The following is an 18,521-nucleotide window of genomic DNA, read 5'->3' on the forward strand; positions in this document are numbered from 1 at the left end:
AAACAAACACAAAATTTAAAGTTAATCAGCAGGTGATTATAATGAGTTATAAGGTTATTGTTTTGGACATAGACGGAACACTTGTTAATTCCGAAAAGAAGATTACTAAAAAAACATTTGACGTTCTGAAAGAAATGCAGGACGAGGGCAAGGCTGTTGTAATAGCAAGCGGCAGACCGCCGCAGGGTGTTATGCCGTATGCAAAAAAGCTTGGCTTTGACAAGCAGGGCGGATATATTCTTTCCTACAACGGCGGAAGAATCACACAGGTTAAAAGCGGCGAAACAATTTACAACAGGTGTTTCCCAAACGAATATCTGCCGGAAATCTGCGAAATAATTAAGGATTACAGGGTGACTATAAACACCTATGAAAACGATACTATTGTTACAGGCGGCAATGTCAATAAATATTCAAACGTAGAGGCTGACATTATCGGACTTGAAACAAACTTTGTTGACGACTTTGCTTCATATGTTACATTTGAAGTTAATAAATGTCTGCTTTCAGGTGAGGTTGAGGACATATTAAAGCTTGAGGAGATATTAAAGAAAAAGTATGAGGGAAAGCTTGGTGTTTACCGTTCAGAAGAATTCTTCCTTGAGCTTGTTCCGCTTGGCGTTGACAAGGCGCAGTCGATTGATTATCTGCTTAAAAGCCTTGGCTGCAAAAGAGAGGAATGTATTGCCTGCGGCGACGGCTATAACGATTTGACAATGATAAAATATGCGGGACTTGGCGTTGCAATGGGCAATGCGAACAAAGAAGTTAAGGCTGCGGCAGACTTTGTTACTCTGTCGAACGATGATGACGGCGTGGCTTACGCTATTGAGAAATTCGTGTCTTAATTGCTCTTAATCTCACAATCGGTATAATAATGCGACAGAATTTCACTCATTTGTGCGCCCTGCCTTGCCATACCGTCGGCGCCTGAAATGCTCATTCCAACGGGTATTCCCTCGCCGATTACAGTGAAATGGATTTGCTTTTCGCCGTATTCGATTTCAAAGCATGGGCTTTTCAGTGAGAATAAATTCATAATATCAATACCGCTTACAGCTTTTCCGCAAAGCTCAGCGTCAAGCACCGTACCGTTTTGGGCGGTGCTTTTGATTTTTATATAGTCCGACAGCTTGTCGGGGAATTTGGTTATTTTCAGCTTTTCTGTGATTAATGTTTCCGTTTTCTCCCGTGAAAAATTTTTTTCGGAATATATATTGCCGTACTTATCCCAAGGACTCGGTGCAATTTGGCAGTATGAAAGCTTTTTTTTCGGAAAAAGCTCGGTGGCTGAATTTGTGCTGCCGTTGCAAGACCTGAAAACAAGTGCGTTTATCCTTTTTTTGTCATTGGTAATACTCGTTTTTATGCCGTGTTCAGCGTATTTTTTGCACAGCTCGTAGAAATCGCCGCCGTATTTTTCCGCCGCCTCTTGTTTTGTAAGAAAATTGCAGCCGCCGTTGTCTTTTTTTGCAAGATCTGCTCCGTCAAGACCGTTTGAGCTTCGGTTTTCCTTCATATAGCAAAGTTGAGAATACAGCGCCGCCGCAAGTGCGTATGCGCTTTCCTCGCTGTATTCCTGCGGCATTTTCGCCGCAAGAGCGCCGCAGAGCATCTCTAATTGTGAATAAGAGGTTTTATCGCCGTTTTCCTCCAATAGCAAGAAGCCGTCCTTTTCAGTTTTGCTGTGCTTGTCATCAGAGTGCGTCTGCTTTGTTTTTTCTGCGGTATTGTCAGCATTGCTCTGCGCTTTAATGAACAGAGAGCTAATATCAGCCTTGGGTATGCTGATTATTGCAGGTATTGCCGCCATTAAGGCGAATAGAACGATTATACCGATAAAAAGCTTTTTCATATCTATCCCTTTGTTTTGTTATATTTTATTGCTTACTTACTTGGCTTTTATTGACATTGACAAGGTTTTGAATTAAAATATAAACCGTATAGTCAATTATGGGGCAGTGCCGGGTTACAGCATGCCCTACACTTAGATTATATTAATGGGAAAAATAATTATTACTTAAGCAGGCACTGAAGTTTAAATTCAGCCGCTTACTTGAGTTGTGTTCTAAGGGAGTGCTGTATTTGAAAACTAAATTAATGTGGATACCGTTTATTCCGCTGTTTGTAGGCGGAGTATTGCTCAGGGTTTATCAGGCTATGTTTGACCCGAAGGGTGCAGATACCGGACTTATGGCAGGAGGAGCAATAACTCTGGGCTTTGCGGCAATTGTTATTGTAACAATTTTGGTTCTTGCCGTTATGTCAATGCTTGACCGCAGAACATCTGCTTACTATGATATAGGCAAGAATGTTCCGGCAGGAATATTCGCCATTGCCGCAGGAGCTTTTTTGTTTGCGGACGCCGTTACCTCTGTTATGGTCAGCGTTGATGTAACCGTAATTGTCGATGCGCTTATATCAGTTGTCGGCGGTGTTTCTATTATAATTATGGGCATATCATCGTTTTCCGGCAACAATAAGGCTAAGGATTTGTCGGGCTTGATGGTTATGCCTGCTCTGTGGGGCTTTGCAAGAACATTCCTTACATTCTTAAGAGATAAAACAATTTCGCCTGAGTCACGAGATATGACCGATATAGTTTATATGGTGCTTATGACTCTTTTCCTGCTCAACTGTGCTATGGTGTATATCAATGTTAAAGGCAGACACGCAGTTAAGGCTTGCTTTATCTATGGTATGCCGGCAATTCTTGTCAGCACAGCCTACACGCTTTCACATACTATCTCACAGATGAAAAACGGTACATTCAGCTTTATTGAAAACGTAAGAACATATGAGTTCTTTATGCTTTCACTGTTTGCTCTGTTCTTCCTCATTGAGCTTTCCAAGAACGCGCTTGAGCGCTCTGAGAAGGAGTATGAGGAGGCCGGCATTGATTTGAATAAGGTTAAATCTCCCGTTGTTGAGTTTGACGAGAATATCGACCCTGAGTCCTTAATAGAGCTTACCGACGACCCGATTATGCAGCAGGCTGAAATGACAATGTTCAGTGTTGACGAGTATTCAACCACAACCGCCGCTGAGAAGCTTGAGCAATATAAGAATGAAATTTATGACCGGTATGCTGACGCAGAGCCTGCTGAGGACGCCGCAGCCGAAAATGAAGAGCCTATGCAGCAGGAAGAGGAAAAAGCTGAAGAGAAAAAAGTTGATGAGGAAAAAGTTGATGAGGAACACAGCGAAGAGAATAACGAACCGTCAAAGACAGACGACGGACTCGGAGACATTGACCTTGACAGTATAAACAGATTGATAAGTGAGTTGACGGGCGAGCAATAATTTTTACAGAAAAATTTGCTTGACAACGAATTAAAATAGTGATAGCATAATAATCACAATCAACAAAGGCTATGAAAGGGACGGGAATTTTCAAGTTGCTGGTTCAGAGAGTGTGTTCACCGGCTGAAAGACACACCGTGCACGAACTTTCCACACCACCCTTGAGCGGCACGCCGAAATAAGGTGTGACGGGCGGCTCCGTTAAAGGCTGTATAAGAGCAGAGTTATCTGCTGAAATTGGGTGGAACCACGGACATTAAGCTTCGTCCCATTTTGGGACGGGGCTTTTATTATTTTGAAAGGAAGATAGAAATGGTAAACGTAAAATTATCAAACGGCAGTGTTAAGGAAGTTGAAAACGGCACAGCCGTTGCAGAAATTGTAAAGAGCATGGGCGGCGGATTTTTTAAGACCGCCTGCGTATGTAAGATAAACGGAGAACTTAAGGATTTGCGAACACCTGTTGAAAGCGACTGTGAACTTGAGGTGCTTACATTTGACCATCCGGACGGCAAAAAAGCTTTCTGGCACACAGCTTCACACGTTCTTGCACAGGCTGTAAAGCGCCTTTACCCGAATGCAAAGTGCGCAATCGGACCTGCTATTGACAACGGCTTCTATTATGACTTTGACGTTGAAAAGCCGTTTTCAAATGAGGACTTGGAAAAAATTGAAAAAGAAATGAAGGCTATTGTAAAAAGCGGTGTTGTGCTTGAGCATTTTGCAAAGCCGATTGATGAGGCTGTTGCTCTGTTACAGGAAAGAGAAGAGCCGTACAAGGTGGAGCTTGCTCAGGAGCACGCAGGCAAGGGCGAGGACATAAGCTTCTATAAGCAGGACGAGTTTGTTGATTTGTGCGCAGGTCCGCATCTTATGAATGTATCGCCGATAAAGGCATTTAAGCTTACAAACTGCACAGGCGCATATTGGCGAGGAGATGCAAGCAAGGCCCAGCTTTGCAGAGTTTACGGTATTGCATTCCCGAAGGCAAGTATGCTTGAGGAGTATCTTGTAAAGAGAGAGCAGGCTATTGCAAGAGACCACAATAAGCTTGGACGTGAGCTTGAGCTTTTCACAACCTCAGATATTATCGGTCAGGGCTTGCCTATTCTTTTGCCAAAGGGTGCAAGAGTAATTCAGCTTTTGCAGCGTTTTGTTGAGGACGAGGAGCAGAAGAGAGGCTGGCTGCTTACAAAAACTCCGTTTATGGCTAAGAGCGACCTTTATAAATTGTCGGGTCACTGGGATCACTATAAGGACGGTATGTTTGTTTTAGGTGATGAGGAAAAGGACAAAGAGGTGTTTGCGCTTCGTCCAATGACCTGCCCGTTCCAGTATCAGGCATATCTGAACAGAGGCCGTTCATACCGTGATTTGCCGCTGCGCTATAACGAAACCTCAACACTTTTCAGAAATGAAGCGAGTGGCGAGATGCACGGGCTTATCCGTGTTCGCCAGTTTACAATATCAGAGGGTCACCTGATGTGTACTCCTGAACAGCTTGAGGGCGAGTTTAAAAGCTGTATTGAGCTTACAACCTTTATGCTCAAAACACTCGGCCTTTACGAGGACGTTTCCTACCGTTTCTCACAGTGGGATCCAAACAACCGTGAAAAATATATCGGCACATCTGAACAGTGGGACGAGGCTCAGGGTACAATGGAGAAAATCCTGAAGCATCTTGAAATTCCTTATACAATCGGCATTGGCGAGGCTGCCTTCTACGGACCGAAGCTTGATATTCAAATAAAGAATGTTTACGGCAAGGAGGACACTCTTATTACAATTCAGATTGACCAGATGCTTGCCGAGAAATTCGGTATGGAGTATGTTGATAAGGACGGCACAAAGAAGAATCCGTACATTATTCACAGAACTTCAATCGGCTGCTATGAGAGAACACTTGCTCTGCTTATTGAAAAGTACGCAGGTGCATTCCCAATGTGGCTTGCTCCGATTCAGGTAAAGCTTTTGCCGATTGCAGACAGACACATTGAGGCTATCTCAAAGGTTAAAGAAGCCTTGGAGGCAAAAGGAATCCGCTGTGAGCTTGACGATAGAAGCGAGAAAATCGGCTATAAAATCAGAGAAGCACAGCTTGAGAAGGTGCCGTATATGATTTTGATGGGCGACAAGGACATTGAGAACGGAACAATTTCTGTTCGTTCACGCAAGGAGGGCGACATAGGCTCTATGAGCGTTGATGAATTCTTGTCAATGGCACTTGAGGAGATTGCAACAAAGGCTATAAAGTGATAAAGCTTTGCGAAAAACGGAAAACTATATATAGCTAATTTGTTATATTTACAAAACGGCGTATTCCACAACAGTTCGGAATACGCCGTTTTTACGCTTATTTTTCTCTGCTTTTGCCAACAAGTGCCGCAAGGTAGCCGAACACCACAGCCGCCGATATACCTGCCGCCGCAGCGGTTAAACCACCTGTAAGCACTCCGAGAAAGCCTTTTTCGGATATTGCCTTTTTAATACCCTCTGTCATCGTGTATCCGAAGCCGCTGAGCGGGACGGTTGCTCCTGCTCCGGCGAAGTCAACTAAATGTTCATATATTCCTATTCCGCTTAAAAGCACGCCTGCGCAAACATAGCTTACAAGTATTCTTGCAGGTGTGAGCTTTGTTTTGTCTATTAAAATTTGCGCTACTACACATATAAGGCCGCCGACCCAAAACGCATTTATATAGTCCATCTTATCATATCCCTTTAATTTCTTTTGGTCTATGTGTTTATTATTAAATATTTTCGGCGTTTTATACATATTATTCCTTTGGAAAATAAGAGCCTGCGGTGTTGCTTTAAAGGTCGAAAAATGCTAAAATAATAATGTTTATACGCTGTTTTGTAATACTTGCAAAATATAAATTAAGAATGGGGGATTGGAATGGAGGATAAAAGTAAATTGCCCTTGAAGCCATTTCATACAAGAGGAGGGGTCAAGGCTCCGCACAGGAAGCACACGGCAGAGTGTGAAAGCGTAATAATGCCGCCGCCGAATGAGGTGATTATTTGTATGAGTCAGCACATCGGCGCACCCTGTAAGCCGGTTGTGAAGGCAGGCGATGTGGTTAAGGTTGGTCAGCTGATAGGCGACAGCGATGCTTTTGTGTCGGTACCGATGCACTCTTCAGTTTCGGGCAAGGTGAAAAAGATAGAAACTGTGACTATGCCGAATGGCACAAAGGTTCAGGCGGTCAGAATTGAGAGCGACGGACTTATGACGCCGTTTGAGGGCATAGCTCCGCCTAATATCAACTCAAGAGAGGACTTTATTAGAGCTGTAAGGGACAGCGGCGTTGTTGGTCTTGGCGGTGCAGGCTTTCCTGTGCACGTTAAGCTGAGTGTTGAAAAGGATAAGGTTGATACTCTTATCATCAATGCAGCAGAATGTGAGCCGTATATTACGGCTGATAACCGTGAAGCTCTCGAAAACTCCTGGGGAGTTATCAGCGGAATAAAGTCGGTTATGGAGCTTATGGAGATTGACACAGCGATTATAGCCATTGAAAGCAACAAGCCGAAAGCAATCAAGGTTTTGCAGGAGGTATGCACCGCCGCAAACCGTGACATGAAGGGCGAGGTTTGTGTTCTGCCGCTTAAGGCGAGATATCCGCAGGGAGCTGAGAAGGTTATAATAAAGGCTTGCACAAATCGTGTTGTTCCTGAGGGAAAGCTTCCTGCCGATGTTGGCTGTGTTGTAATGAATATCGGCTCGGTTGCGTTTATTGCTTCATATCTTAAAACCGGTATGCCTCTTATTACAAAGAGAATTACCGTTGACGGTCAGGCGGTTAACAGACCGCAAAATGTAATTGTGCCGATTGGCACTAAGATTAAGGATATAATTGAGTTCTGCGGCGGATATAAGGAACAGCCGGAAAAGCTGATTTTCGGCGGCCCGATGATGGGTCTTGCATTGCCTGATGACGAAATGCCGCTTTTAAAGCAAAACAATGCCGTTCTTGCCTTTTCTAAAAAAGAGGCTGCAAAACTTGAGCCGAGTGATTGTATTCGCTGCGGCAGATGTGCGTCAGCCTGTCCTATGGGCTTGGTACCGCCAAGAATAAGCGGCTTTATCAAGCAAAAGGATATACCCTCTATGCTTGAAAGCGGCTTGATGGTTTGTATGGAATGTGGCTGCTGCTCGTTTGTATGCCCTGCAAACAGACCGATTGTTCAGAATATGCGCCTTGGCAAAAGCATTGTGCGCAACAGCAAGAAAAATTAAGGAGGGATAATGATGGAAAATATGCTTACTGTTTCATCGTCACCGCATTTGTCAAGCGGTGCGACAACAAGAAAAATTATGCTTGACGTCATAATCTCTCTTGTGCCGGCGTCAATAGCGGCGACTGTTTTCTTTGGCTGGAAAAGTCTTATGCTTATCGCAGTGTGCGTTATCTCTTGTGTTGTAATGGAATATATCTGCCGCAGGGTGATGAAGAGGAAAAACACAATAGGCGATTTGAGCGCAGTTGTAACAGGCTTGCTTTTAGCGCTGAATCTGCCGTCAGGTATAAATCCGCTTATCGCCGTTTTCGGCTGTGCCGTTGCAATTATTGCGGTTAAACAGATGTTCGGCGGAATTGGAAACAACTTTGTAAATCCGGCTATCACAGCAAGAATAGTTTTGCTTGTTTCGTTCCCTGTTCATATGACAACGTGGGAAAAGCCGTTTGAGTGGCTTAATACAGCCGACAGTGTTACCGGTGCAACTCCGCTTGCTATGATGGCTCAAGGTGAGAAAACAAGCTATTTTGATTTGCTCATTGGCAACACAGGCGGCTGTCTGGGCGAAACCTGCGTTATCGCTCTTGTTCTCGGTGGAATTTATCTTGTTGCAAGGCGTGTAATATCACCTGTAATTCCGCTTTGCTTTATTGGCACTGTTTTTGTGCTTTCTTTTGTTTTGGGTCAGGACCCTGTGTTCCATATTTTAAGCGGCGGCGTTATGCTTGGCGCAATCTTTATGGCTACCGATTACACAACCTCTCCGATGAATACTTGGGGCAAAGTTATCTTCGGCATAGGCTGCGGAATTATTACGGTGCTTATCAGGCTTTACGCAAATCTGCCTGAGGGTGTTTCGTTCTCAATCATTCTTATGAACATTCTCGTTCCGCATATTGAGAACCTGACAAAGCCAAGACCCTTTGGAAAGGAGAAAAAGAATGAAAAAGCTTAATCCAAAGGAAATTATAATGCCGATTATCGTTTTGCTTATAATATGCGTTGGAGTAACTGCGATTCTGGCGGCTGTTAATAATCTGACAAAGGAGCCTATTGCACAGCAGTCAGCGCAAAAAGCAGAGCAGGCAAGAGCAGTTGTTCTGCCGAATGCCGAAAGCTTTGAAAAGCTTGAGTCCAAGTTTGAGGGCGTCAGCGACAGCTACAAGGGCATTATAAACGGCGAAACAGTCGGATATACCTTTACGGCAAGCTCCAACGGCTACGGCGGAGCAGTTGAGGTTATGGTTGGAATAGACAGCAAAAGCGGCGAGATAAGCGGTGTTTCAATCCTTTCTCAGAGCGAAACACCGGGACTTGGTGCAAATGCCGTAAACAGCGAGTTTACCGACCAATACAAGCAAAAGGCAAAGGAAATAACCGTTATAAAAAATGCCGAACCGAAAGACGGCGAGATTGAGGCGCTGACAGGCGCAACAATAACCTCAAAAGCGGTAACAAATGCCGTAAACAGTGCTGTTGCGGCTTACGAAGAAATATTAAAGGGAGGGGAATAACTTGGCTAAAGGACTTTTTAAGGAATTTTCAAAGGGCATAATTAAGGAAAATCCAGTGCTTTGTCTTGTGCTTGGTACCTGCCCGACGCTTGCCGTTACAACACAGGCGTCAAACGCAATCGGCATGGGCGTTGCGGCTACACTTGTTCTTATATGTTCAAATGCGGCTATATCTCTCTTAAGAAAGGTTATTCCCGACAAGGTGAGAATACCGGCATACATAACGATAATAGCAGGCTTTGTTACAATGGTTCAGATGCTTGTGAAGGCGTTTGCGCCGGCTATTGACGAATCTCTTGGAATTTATCTGCCGCTTATAGTTGTAAACTGCATTATCCTTGGCAGAGCCGAGATGTTCGCAAGCAAGAACAGTGTTGTTCCGTCAATGGTTGACGGGCTCGGCATGGGTGTTGGTTTTACAGCTGCAATGCTTCTTATGGGTGCTATCAGAGAGCTTCTTGGTGCCGGAACGATATTCGGGCTTCCGGTGACATCTGCCTTTATGGACCCAATACTTATATTCATTCTTCCGCCGGGCGGCTTTTTCGTGTTTGGTATGCTTGTTGCGCTTTCCTCAAAGCTTAGCGGCAAGCAAAAGACAGCGGAGGACATAAGCTGTGCAAAATGCCCGATGAACAAGAATTGCTCAAAGCTTAAGGAGGAGGGACAGTGCAATGGTTAAACAGCTTGTTGCCGTGTTTTTAGCGGCTATATTGACGGAAAACTACGTTCTGTCGAAGTTCCTTGGTATCTGTCCGTTTTTGGGCGTTTCAAAAAAGGTCAACACGGCTCTCGGCATGAGCGCCGCAGTAACTTTTGTTATGGTGTTGGCTACCGCTGTTACTTACCCGATTTATGAGAATATTCTTGTTCCGAGCGGTCTTGAGTATTTGCAGACAATAGTGTTTATTCTTGTAATAGCCGGACTTGTTCAGCTGGTAGAGATTATTCTTAAAAAATATATGCCGCCGCTTTACAATTCCTTGGGTATATATCTGCCGCTTATCACAACAAACTGCGCTGTTTTGGGCGTAACAATGCTTGTACTTGAAAAAGCGGCTCAGGATCCGAGCTACACCTATGTTACCGCATTGGTGAACGCATTGGGCGCAGGTATTGGCTTCCTTGTGGCTATGGTTATTTTTGCAGGAGTAAGAGGTCGTCTTGAAACAGCTGATATTCCCAAATCGCTTAAGGGCTTACCGATTACACTTGTTTCCGCAAGCCTTGTTTCGGTTTCATTCTTAGGCTTTGCAGGCCTTGTAGAAGGCTTGATGGGATAGGCAATGTCGCAGCTTAATGACATTGGATTGGTTTAATGGAGGAAATCATATGGATACAATTTTGATTGCCGTTTTGGTGGTTGGAGCAATAGGTCTTGTTGTGGCTGTTGTGCTTTCGTTTGCGTCGGCGTTTTTTGCTGTTCCTGTTGACGAAAAGGTTGAAAAGCTAACCGAGGCTTTGCCGGGAGCAAACTGTGGAGCCTGTGGTTTTTCAGGCTGTTCAGGCTATGCCCAGGCGCTTGCTAAGGGCGACGCCGAGCCTGGGCAGTGCCCTGTTGGCGGTGACGATGTTGCAAAAACGGTTGCACAGATACTCGGCGTAAAGGCGGCTCACTCTGAGCCGAAAACCGCCCGTGTTATGTGCAGCGGAAGCTGTGACAATACGGAGAAAAAAATAAATTACAGCGGCATACGCTCCTGTGCGGCGGCTGTTCAGCTGCTTGCAGGAGGCGGTAAGTGCGCTTATGGCTGTGTTGGTATGGGCGACTGCGTTAATGCCTGTGAGTTTGGCGCAATTAAAGTTTGTAACGGCGTTGCTGTTGTGAATGAAGATTTGTGTAAGGCGTGCAAAAAATGCGCCGCCGCTTGCCCAAAGAGCCTTATTTCAATTGTTCCGAAGAAAAGCGCCGCTGTTTTGTGCAGTAATTTTGATAAAGGCGCACAGACTAAGGACGACTGTAAAATTGGCTGTATCGGCTGTATGAAGTGTCAAAAGGTATGTGAAACAGGTGCAATTAAGGTTGAAAACTTTAAGGCGACTGTCAATCCGGAGCTTTGTACACAGTGCGGAAAGTGCGCCGAGGCTTGCCCGAAAGGTGTAATTTCGATTTTTTAGGAAAAACTTTGAAAAAAGTCTTGCGTTTTCGGGGAAAAGGTGTTATCATATATCTTACTGTGAGTATGAGCAAAAGGAGGTAGGACAAATGCCAAACATTAAGTCAGCAAAAAAGAGAGTTAAGGTTACAGCAGTTAAAACTGCAAGAAACAAGGCCTTCAAGTCATCTTTAAAGACAGTTGTAAAGAAGGCTAACGCAGCTATTGAGGCTAACTCAGCCGACAAGGCTCAGGCAGTGAGCGCAGCATACAAGAAAATTGATCAGGCTGCTGCTAAGGGTATTCTTCACAAGAATACAGCGGCAAGAAGTAAGTCCGCACTTGCTCGCAAGCTCAACGCTTCAGCTTAAATTTTATAAAAGATTAAGACGGGTTTTCCCGTCTTATTTTTTTGCGTATTTTTAAGAGCCGGCGCCGCAGATAACTAATAATGCTTCTTGAATTGCAGTAGTCAGCAACGTATTTACAAGTAACGTTTTGATTGTGCCGCTTTGTGTACAGACTTTAGCAGCTCAGCGACAAGATAGGAATAAAAAAGGACTGATGCAAAACCAAACGGTTAAAACCGTGATTTTGTTTCAGTCCTTTAAAAAATATTTTTCAGTTTATTCTTCTTCCGAAGCTTTGCTTGTGCTGTCTGTCATCTCGTCCAGCTTATCCTTGACAGATTGGATATCATCAGCCTTGAATTCGCTGTCTGCTTCATCATCAAGCGGCTGTGAAGGCTGAGCGTCAAGCTTGTCATTTGGCGCTTCATCAGATGTAGATGCTTCTTCATACGAGCAGCAAAGTGTGATGTCACCGCTTTCGTCCTCTTCATCATCGGACGTAAGCTCGCTTTCTGCGATAACCTGTGAGTCGATAAGCTCATGGTAGCGTGCGATTGCTCTTTTAAATCTCTTGCTTGAATTAACGATTGACTGACAATGCTCCTTTGCTTCGTCGCTTGCTGCAAGTTCGTTATCCTTTATCTTTCTGTAATACTCTTTGCCAAGCTCGATATAAGCCTTGTTGATTGTCTTAGCTTCGCTTCTCATAACAAGGCGAAGTCTGTTAACCTGAGCCTTAATTCTGTTTTTTTCAACTACGGTCTGTACAGCATCGCTAAGGCAACTGCCTATTGATTCAAAAATATTCATATGAACACTCCCTATTTATTGTGACTTTACGGAATCCTTGTATTTATTATGGCAGAAAAAACAGCCGGGGTCAAGCAAACGGAATAATTTTTTAAATTTTTTAATAATTCCGAATGAAAAATTGTTGAAAATGTGTTATACTTAGTGGTAACTAAGCGTATTTTGATGAAAAAATGGAGGCATTGCTATGTCTATAAGCGAGCTTAAGGCGGTTGAGTGTCCGCACTGCTTCGGCAGCAACAAGATTGTATTTTACAGCAGCATCTCACCGTCGTCTGATGAATCGCTGAGAAATTCGCTTCTCAACGATACTCTTTTTAAATACACCTGTATTCACTGCGGCTATGAGGCTCGGCTTTCGTATCCCGTGCTTTATAACGATGTGAACAGACGTTTTATGATTTACTTTATTCCCGGCTGTGACAAAAGGGTTATCACTGACAGAGTGATTGAGTTGGACCGTTCGCGAATTGCGCCGATAAAAAAGCGTGTTGTGTCCGATTATAACAGCCTTAAGGAAAAAATTATAATTTTTGAGTCGGGTCTTGACGATATGGCGATTGAGCTTACAAAGCTTGCGCTTAAGATTAAGACTGAAAAGAAGCTCGGCATACACACAGACTGCGGATATTTCTCTTTTTATGACCGCAGGCAGATAGGCTTTACCTTCTTTGATGCCGACACAAAGGAAAAGCACCTTGAAACCGCAGGTATGCAGGTTTATCAGAAGTCGCTTGGCATAGCCGCACGGCTTGGCCGTAAGCAGAGAATGAGCAAGGCTTTTATTAATGTTGACAGGGCGTGGGCAAAAGAGATTTTGCACCGCTATCAGCGATACGGCTTTGACGAATAATAATTTGGTTTGTTTTAGTTTGACGAAGACTTGCAAGTGACGAAAATAGTCTGAAAATTTTGTGTTCAGCGCACAAAAGGAAAGCAAAATAGGCACTTATTGGGCTATTATTTACCGAATTTAAGGTAAAAATTCATACAATCTTAACACTTGCTTACTGTCTTTAACTTACCATAATATATGGTTTTAATATAATAAAGCGAAGGAGTGACCAATGAATGGTTGAGGTTAAAAACCTTGTGAAAAAATACGGTGATCATACTGCGCTTGACAATGTCAGCTTTACCGCTGAAGCCGGGGAAATACTCGGCTTTTTAGGGCCTAACGGCGCAGGAAAATCGACCACAATGAATATTATAACGGGTTATATTTCATCTACCTCCGGCACAGTAACGGTTGACGGCTGTGAAATTCTTGACGACCCGACAGGCGCTAAGTCTAAAATAGGATATCTGCCTGAAATACCGCCGCTTTATATTGATATGACGGTAAGAAAATACCTTGAGTTTATGTTCAATCTTAAAAAGGTAAGGCTGCCGAAAAAGGAGCATATCGACGAGGTTTGTGCGGTTGTTAAAATTAAGGACGTGCAGAACAGGCTTATTAAAAACCTTTCTAAGGGTTATAAGCAGAGAGTTGGACTTGCTCAGGCACTTTTGGGCAATCCTCCGGTGCTTATCCTTGACGAACCGACTGTCGGACTTGACCCAAAGCAGATTATCGAGATGCGTAACCTTATAAAGGGGCTTGGCAAAAAGCACACTGTAATTTTGTCCTCGCACGTTTTGTCTGAGGTTCAGGCAACCTGCGACAGAGTTATTATTATAAATCAGGGTAAGCTTGTTGCCGACAGCAAGACAAGCTCGCTTTCAGACACTCTGTCAAGCTCAAGCAGTCTTTTACTCAGGGTTATCGGCTCTCCGTCAGGCGTTATGAGCGCATTAAAGGCGGTTGAGGGTGTTGTCAGAGTTGAAAAGGGTGCACAGGTGTCTGAAGACGGCTGCTATGAATATGTAATTACAACGGATAAAGATAATGACCCAAGCAAGGGTATTTTTTATGCTATGGCTAAAAACAACAGCCCGATTGTTTTAATGAGAAGCAACGAGCTCTCGCTTGAAGAGGCGTTCTTAAGGGTTACAGAGCCTGTCGCTTCTGTAAGCAGAAAAGGAGGTAAGCGTTAATGGGTGCTATAATTAAAAGGGAGGTAAGCGCCTACTTTACGTCGGCAATTGCTTATGTTGTAATGGCGGTGTTCTTTCTGTTTTCGGGTATGTTCTTCTGGAATATGCTGTATTATGACAGCTCGAATTTGATTATTGTATTTTCATCAATGTTTATGGTAACGCTGTGCGTTCTGCCGATGCTTACTATGAAGCTTTTAAGCGATGAGAAAAGGCAGAAAACAGACCAGGCTTTACTGACCGCTCCGATAAGCGTTTGGCAGATAGTTCTCGGCAAGTTTATTTCGGCTGAAATAATTTATCTTTGCTGTATGGCTATTTACATACCGATGACACTTGTTGTTGCCTGCTTTACTGCTCCGCAGTGGGGAATTATACTTTGCAACCTTATCGGTATGTTCCTGCTTGGAAGCTCTATAATTGCAATCGGCGTATTTATTTCATCTCTTACAGAGAGTCAGGTTATTGCCGCTGTTGCAGGTATAGCCACAGGCTTCTTTATCAGTATGCTCGACAATATCTCCGCCGCTATTGGTGTTGATTTTGTTACAGCAATTATCAGCTGGATTTCGTTTATGACACGTTACCAGAACTTCTATTCAGGAATTTTTAATATTGCTGACGCAATATACTTTTTAAGCGTAATCGGATTGTTCTTGTTCCTCACAACAAGAGTAATCGACAGAAAGCGTTGGAGCTGAGGAGGGGATTAGGATGAATTATAAAGACGAAAAAGAGAATTTGAATGAGAACACCTCTGCTGTTGAAAATGAGGAGAGCAAAATCTCTGAGGAAGCCGCAAGTGCCCTTGAAGCCGGAACCTTTGATGAAAAGGTGATTGAAGAAAATACAGATGACAACGAGGCAAGCTCTGATACTAAAAAACCGAAAAAGCCGAAGAAAAAGAATCCTTTCTCATCACGCAAATTTAAAAAGGGCGGCTTTGCAATTATACTGACCTGCCTTGTTATAGTCGGCGTGATAGTTATCAACATTATAGTAAATGTATTGCAGGCAAAGGTGCCGATGATGTCAATTGATATGTCCGGACAAAACCTGTATGAGCTTTCTGACAGCTCAAAAGAGCTTGCAAGAAGCGTTGACAAGGATGTTACTATTACCGTGCTCGGCAAAGAAGATGCATATACACAGGCGGACGAAAACTTCCTTAAGGCTAACGCTTTGCTTAAAAAATACCCTGTTGAAAACGATAAGATTTCAATAGAGTATCTGGATTTGCAGTCAAACCCGACCTTCGTAAACAAATACCCTAATGAACATCTCTCAAGCTTCAGCTATATAGTAAGCTGCGGCGACAGATATAAATATCTTGACGTTGCGTCTGATTTGTTCACGCTTGGTACAGACGCTACAACAGGCAGCACTTATGTCCAGTCGTCAAATGTTGAAAGTGCAGTTACATCTGCGATATATTATGTTACATCTGACGATCAGACAAAGGTTACAGTTTTGGGCGGCTTCAGCGCAAGCTCACAGGGTAACCTGTCAGGCTTTACAGCACTTTTAAAGAGCAATAACTACGATGTAAGTGAGATAAACCTGCTCACAGAGGATATACCTCAGGACAGCAATATGGCTATTTTGTATCAGCCTATTTCAGACCTGACAGATGAAGCTGCAAAGCGCATTACTGATTTCCTCAGCAATGACGGAAAATACGGAAAGAACCTTTTCTACGTTCCCACATACACAAAGCTTGACGCGCCGAACATTGACTCTATACTTGAGGAGTGGGGGTTAAGCCTTGGACAGGGTGTTGTTGCAGAAACAGACAGCGCATATATGCCGTTCAGAGGCGAGTATTACTACTCAATATTCGATTACAGCGGCAATGAATACACAAATGACATTAAGAATACAAATAAATATCTGATGGGTGCATACACAAGACCTGTTATTATCAATGATGGGGCAAAGGCCACCGCTATTGCGACAACATCGCAAAGTGCGGCACTGCGCAGCTTTGACGCAGCTGATGATTGGGATCCGACCCAGCACATTGAGGGCAGCTTTAATGCCGGTGCAGTAAGCGTGAGAACAGGGGATGAAGCAAAATCAACAGTTACCGTTTGGGGCAGCGAGATGTCATTCTATTCACCGCTTCTCAATTCCTCAACCTATGTAAACGGCGAGTATTTTGTAAATCTTTTCAACAAGCTCACAAACAGACAGGATACAGGCTTTGTTATTGAAGGCAAGAACACGCAGAGTGCTCAGCTTGGAATTATGTCGGATCAGATTCTGGTTCTCGGCTCGCTGTTTATGTACCTTATTCCGGCAATAGTTATTGTGCTCGGACTTGTAATTTGGATCCGCAGGAGGCATAGATAATGGCTAAAGGCGAGAAGAAAAATAAGAATAATAAAAAGGGCATTTCAAAAAATACTAAAATGCTTATCGCTGTGATTGCGGCGGTTGTTCTGCTTGTTGGCGGCTTGATGGCTGTTCTTTTCCTTATGCCGACCTGCTCTGACCCGAATGCTCAAAACCCGGTTGAGGCAACATATCCAACCGATGCCAACGGCAGGGAATATGCAGTAGACTCAAAGGGCAACAAGATTGAAAACGACGAGGGCGTTCAAAGGGATAAATACGGCAAAATCTATGTGGACGGTGTTGTTGAAATCACTAATCAGGGTCCGCTTCTTGTAAAGCAGATTGATATTGAGAACGAGTCCGGTACATATACAATTTTGAGTGAAACTCCGGTTGAAAAAACGACTGACGCAGACGGAAAAGAAATTGAACAGACGCAGGATACGATATACACTCTTGTCGGCTTTGAAGACGCCGAGCTGCAAACGGGCGCTGCAAGCAGTGTTGCTAACCAGGCTTCAAATATGGAAACTACTGCGATAATCGACATAAAGGGTGAGAATCTTTCTGATTATGGTCTTGACAAGCCGAGAGCAAAGGTTAAAACAACCTTTACAGACGGCACTGTTGTTCAAATGGACATAGGCAATGATGCTCCCGACGATTTAGGCACATACATTAAGTATTCCGATAAGAAAGAGGTTTACCTTGCCGAGAAGGATTTGGTAAATACATTTATGTTCAGTACCCTTGATTTTCTCAGCAAAGATATTACTGATAAGACTACTACTGAGGAGGCGGCAACGCTCAAGACTCTTACTTTAAGCGGAGCAAACTTCCCGGAAAAGGTTACTATGGTGCCGAATGATGACGAAACCTGCGCCGCATATTATAAGATTACGGCGCCGGACAACTGCTTTGCAAATGTTGTTAACGGAGACTCGGTTAAGGGCTCTATAAGAGGTCTTGCTGCAACGAGCGTTACAGCATATCATCCGAGCGACGATCAACTGTCAAAGTATGGTGTTAGCAAGCCTGCTGCAACTGTTGAAGCAACATATGCAGACGGTGCAAGCTACAAGCTTTCAGCTTCTGCGCCGGACAACAGCGGCAATGTGTATATTTATAACCACGATACAAAGATTCTATATCAGATTGCAGACACAAGCGTTCCGTGGGCCACAATTGACTATGAAGATCTGAAATATGAATATGTGCTTAAGCCGATTCAGGACAGGCTTTCTTCAATAGAGGTTACGGCAGACGGCAAGACATATAAGTTTGGGCTTGAAAAGGTGACAAAGACCGATGATGACGGCAATGAAACCACAAGCACGAAAATTACCTGCGGCGGCAAGAGCATTGCCGAGAGCAAGTTCAGCACATTCTTTGACAATCTCACAAGTGTTCAGCGCAACGGTGACGCAAGCAACGTAAAACCAAGCGGCAAGGCGGTTTTGACTGTTAAGTATAACTACAACAACGGGAAAGCCTCCGACACTGTAAACTATTATTCAGCCGAAAACAGAAAGATGCTTGCACAGGTTAACGGTAAATCCGACACTTACGTGTTTGAAACCTACACAAGCAAGATTATTGAAGACGCTAAGAAGCTTGCAGGCGGCGGCACTGTTACCCCGATATAATTTAATATTACAATTATCAGCGGCAAGGCGTTTTTTCGCTTTGCCGCTTTTTTATGCGCAGTATGTTAAAAAGCTTGAGATTACTGTGTGCAAAATATACAATATAATGCTTGTCTGTTTAGTAAAATAGGTGAAAATGCTTTTATTATACAAAAATTGATTGCATACTATGTGTAATTATGC

At 43.7% G+C, this 18,521-nt stretch carries 18 protein-coding genes; 15 read left to right on the top strand and 3 right to left on the bottom strand.

Features of this window, described 5'->3' with window-relative positions; all coding sequences use genetic code 11:
* Positions 1–41: 41 nt before the first annotated feature.
* Positions 42–848, top strand: a complete 807-nt coding sequence (locus GMA13_RS00130; protein ID WP_255882140.1) for a Cof-type HAD-IIB family hydrolase — start codon at positions 42–44, stop codon at positions 846–848.
* On the opposite strand, the gene GMA13_RS00135 is transcribed toward GMA13_RS00130, so the two are convergent.
* On the bottom strand, positions 845–1,855 hold the full coding sequence (locus tag GMA13_RS00135; RefSeq protein ID WP_255882142.1) for a hypothetical protein: 1,011 nt from the start codon (positions 1,853–1,855) through the stop codon (positions 845–847). The genes GMA13_RS00130 and GMA13_RS00135 overlap by 4 nt on opposite strands.
* A gap of 230 nt (positions 1,856–2,085) precedes the next feature.
* Here GMA13_RS00135 and GMA13_RS00140 point away from each other — a divergent pair, with 230 nt between their 5' ends.
* Positions 2,086–3,303: a hypothetical protein gene (locus GMA13_RS00140; RefSeq protein ID WP_255882143.1), complete on the top strand. Its 1,218-nt coding sequence runs from the start codon at positions 2,086–2,088 to the stop codon at positions 3,301–3,303.
* A gap of 312 nt (positions 3,304–3,615) precedes the next feature.
* Positions 3,616–5,559, top strand: a complete 1,944-nt coding sequence (gene thrS / locus GMA13_RS00145; RefSeq protein ID WP_255882144.1) for a threonine--tRNA ligase — start codon at positions 3,616–3,618, stop codon at positions 5,557–5,559.
* A 97-nt stretch (positions 5,560–5,656) separates the two neighbouring features.
* Here thrS and spoVAE read toward each other — a convergent pair whose 3' ends face one another.
* A complete protein-coding gene (gene spoVAE, locus GMA13_RS00150) occupies positions 5,657–6,010 on the bottom strand; it encodes a stage V sporulation protein AE (RefSeq protein WP_255882145.1) in 354 nt (117 codons plus the stop codon).
* 192 nt (positions 6,011–6,202) lie between these two features.
* Between spoVAE and rsxC the strand changes: the two genes are divergently transcribed.
* The 7 genes from rsxC to rpsT all read left to right on the top strand — a co-directional run bounded on the left by rsxC (position 6,203) and on the right by rpsT (position 11,529).
* The gene (gene rsxC, locus GMA13_RS00155) at positions 6,203–7,546 is read left to right on the top strand and encodes an electron transport complex subunit RsxC (RefSeq protein ID WP_255882146.1); all 1,344 of its coding nucleotides are present in this window, start codon (positions 6,203–6,205) and stop codon (positions 7,544–7,546) included.
* 9 nt (positions 7,547–7,555) lie between these two features.
* Entirely contained in the window at positions 7,556–8,503 is a 948-nt protein-coding gene (locus GMA13_RS00160; RefSeq protein ID WP_255882147.1) for an RnfABCDGE type electron transport complex subunit D, read from the top strand.
* The gene (locus GMA13_RS00165) at positions 8,490–9,062 is read left to right on the top strand and encodes an RnfABCDGE type electron transport complex subunit G (RefSeq protein ID WP_255882148.1); all 573 of its coding nucleotides are present in this window, start codon (positions 8,490–8,492) and stop codon (positions 9,060–9,062) included. The genes GMA13_RS00160 and GMA13_RS00165 overlap by 14 nt, the downstream gene beginning before the upstream one ends.
* 1 nt (position 9,063) lies before the next feature.
* Positions 9,064–9,744 carry an electron transport complex subunit RsxE gene (rsxE, locus tag GMA13_RS00170; RefSeq protein WP_255882149.1) on the top strand — a complete coding sequence of 227 codons (681 nt, stop codon included), beginning with the start codon at positions 9,064–9,066 and terminating at the stop codon, positions 9,742–9,744.
* Positions 9,737–10,345 (top strand): electron transport complex protein RnfA, encoded by a 609-nt coding sequence (locus GMA13_RS00175; RefSeq protein ID WP_255882150.1) that lies wholly within the window; start codon positions 9,737–9,739, stop codon positions 10,343–10,345. The genes rsxE and GMA13_RS00175 overlap by 8 nt, the downstream gene beginning before the upstream one ends.
* A 49-nt stretch (positions 10,346–10,394) precedes the next feature.
* On the top strand, positions 10,395–11,180 hold the full coding sequence (locus tag GMA13_RS00180; RefSeq protein ID WP_255882151.1) for an RnfABCDGE type electron transport complex subunit B: 786 nt from the start codon (positions 10,395–10,397) through the stop codon (positions 11,178–11,180).
* Between the two features lie 88 nt (positions 11,181–11,268).
* Entirely contained in the window at positions 11,269–11,529 is a 261-nt protein-coding gene (gene rpsT / locus GMA13_RS00185; RefSeq protein ID WP_255882152.1) for a 30S ribosomal protein S20, read from the top strand.
* A 255-nt stretch (positions 11,530–11,784) separates the two neighbouring features.
* Here rpsT and GMA13_RS00190 read toward each other — a convergent pair whose 3' ends face one another.
* Positions 11,785–12,318 (bottom strand): hypothetical protein, encoded by a 534-nt coding sequence (locus GMA13_RS00190; RefSeq protein WP_255882154.1) that lies wholly within the window; start codon positions 12,316–12,318, stop codon positions 11,785–11,787.
* Between the two features lie 187 nt (positions 12,319–12,505).
* On the opposite strand from GMA13_RS00190, the gene GMA13_RS00195 reads away from it, so the two are divergent.
* From GMA13_RS00195 to GMA13_RS00215, 5 genes are all read left to right on the top strand, one after another.
* A complete protein-coding gene (locus GMA13_RS00195) occupies positions 12,506–13,171 on the top strand; it encodes a CpXC domain-containing protein (RefSeq protein ID WP_255882155.1) in 666 nt (221 codons plus the stop codon).
* A 218-nt stretch (positions 13,172–13,389) separates the two neighbouring features.
* Complete coding sequence (locus GMA13_RS00200) at positions 13,390–14,355, top strand: ABC transporter ATP-binding protein (protein ID WP_255882156.1); 966 nt, start codon at positions 13,390–13,392, stop codon at positions 14,353–14,355.
* Positions 14,355–15,056, top strand: coding sequence for an ABC transporter permease (locus tag GMA13_RS00205; protein WP_255882157.1), 702 nt, complete (start codon positions 14,355–14,357; stop codon positions 15,054–15,056). Before GMA13_RS00200 ends, GMA13_RS00205 begins: the two co-directional genes overlap by 1 nt.
* A 13-nt stretch (positions 15,057–15,069) precedes the next feature.
* A complete protein-coding gene (locus tag GMA13_RS00210; protein WP_255882158.1) occupies positions 15,070–16,707 on the top strand; it encodes a GldG family protein in 1,638 nt (545 codons plus the stop codon).
* The gene (locus GMA13_RS00215; protein WP_255882159.1) at positions 16,707–18,338 is read left to right on the top strand and encodes a DUF4340 domain-containing protein; all 1,632 of its coding nucleotides are present in this window, start codon (positions 16,707–16,709) and stop codon (positions 18,336–18,338) included. The genes GMA13_RS00210 and GMA13_RS00215 overlap by 1 nt, the downstream gene beginning before the upstream one ends.
* Positions 18,339–18,521 lie beyond the last annotated feature (183 nt).

The sequence above is a fragment of the Ruminococcus sp. zg-924 genome (assembly GCF_024433635.1).
GTDB lineage: Bacteria > Bacillota > Clostridia > Oscillospirales > Acutalibacteraceae > UBA7067.

Coding starts and splice junctions, on each gene's coding strand:
- rsxC (WP_255882146.1), top strand. CDS start 6,203: ATGGAGGATAAAAGTAAATTGCCCTTGAAGCCATTTCATACAAGAGGA.
- GMA13_RS00205 (WP_255882157.1), top strand. CDS start 14,355: ATGGGTGCTATAATTAAAAGGGAGGTAAGCGCCTACTTTACGTCGGCA.
- rpsT (WP_255882152.1), top strand. CDS start 11,269: ATGCCAAACATTAAGTCAGCAAAAAAGAGAGTTAAGGTTACAGCAGTT.
- GMA13_RS00215 (WP_255882159.1), top strand. CDS start 16,707: ATGGCTAAAGGCGAGAAGAAAAATAAGAATAATAAAAAGGGCATTTCA.
- thrS (WP_255882144.1), top strand. CDS start 3,616: ATGGTAAACGTAAAATTATCAAACGGCAGTGTTAAGGAAGTTGAAAAC.
- GMA13_RS00210 (WP_255882158.1), top strand. CDS start 15,070: ATGAATTATAAAGACGAAAAAGAGAATTTGAATGAGAACACCTCTGCT.
- GMA13_RS00165 (WP_255882148.1), top strand. CDS start 8,490: ATGAAAAAGCTTAATCCAAAGGAAATTATAATGCCGATTATCGTTTTG.
- GMA13_RS00195 (WP_255882155.1), top strand. CDS start 12,506: ATGTCTATAAGCGAGCTTAAGGCGGTTGAGTGTCCGCACTGCTTCGGC.
- GMA13_RS00200 (WP_255882156.1), top strand. CDS start 13,390: ATGGTTGAGGTTAAAAACCTTGTGAAAAAATACGGTGATCATACTGCG.
- spoVAE (WP_255882145.1), bottom strand. CDS start 6,010: ATGGACTATATAAATGCGTTTTGGGTCGGCGGCCTTATATGTGTAGTA.
- GMA13_RS00160 (WP_255882147.1), top strand. CDS start 7,556: ATGATGGAAAATATGCTTACTGTTTCATCGTCACCGCATTTGTCAAGC.
- GMA13_RS00135 (WP_255882142.1), bottom strand. CDS start 1,855: ATGAAAAAGCTTTTTATCGGTATAATCGTTCTATTCGCCTTAATGGCG.
- GMA13_RS00190 (WP_255882154.1), bottom strand. CDS start 12,318: ATGAATATTTTTGAATCAATAGGCAGTTGCCTTAGCGATGCTGTACAG.
- GMA13_RS00180 (WP_255882151.1), top strand. CDS start 10,395: ATGGATACAATTTTGATTGCCGTTTTGGTGGTTGGAGCAATAGGTCTT.
- GMA13_RS00130 (WP_255882140.1), top strand. CDS start 42: ATGAGTTATAAGGTTATTGTTTTGGACATAGACGGAACACTTGTTAAT.
- GMA13_RS00175 (WP_255882150.1), top strand. CDS start 9,737: ATGGTTAAACAGCTTGTTGCCGTGTTTTTAGCGGCTATATTGACGGAA.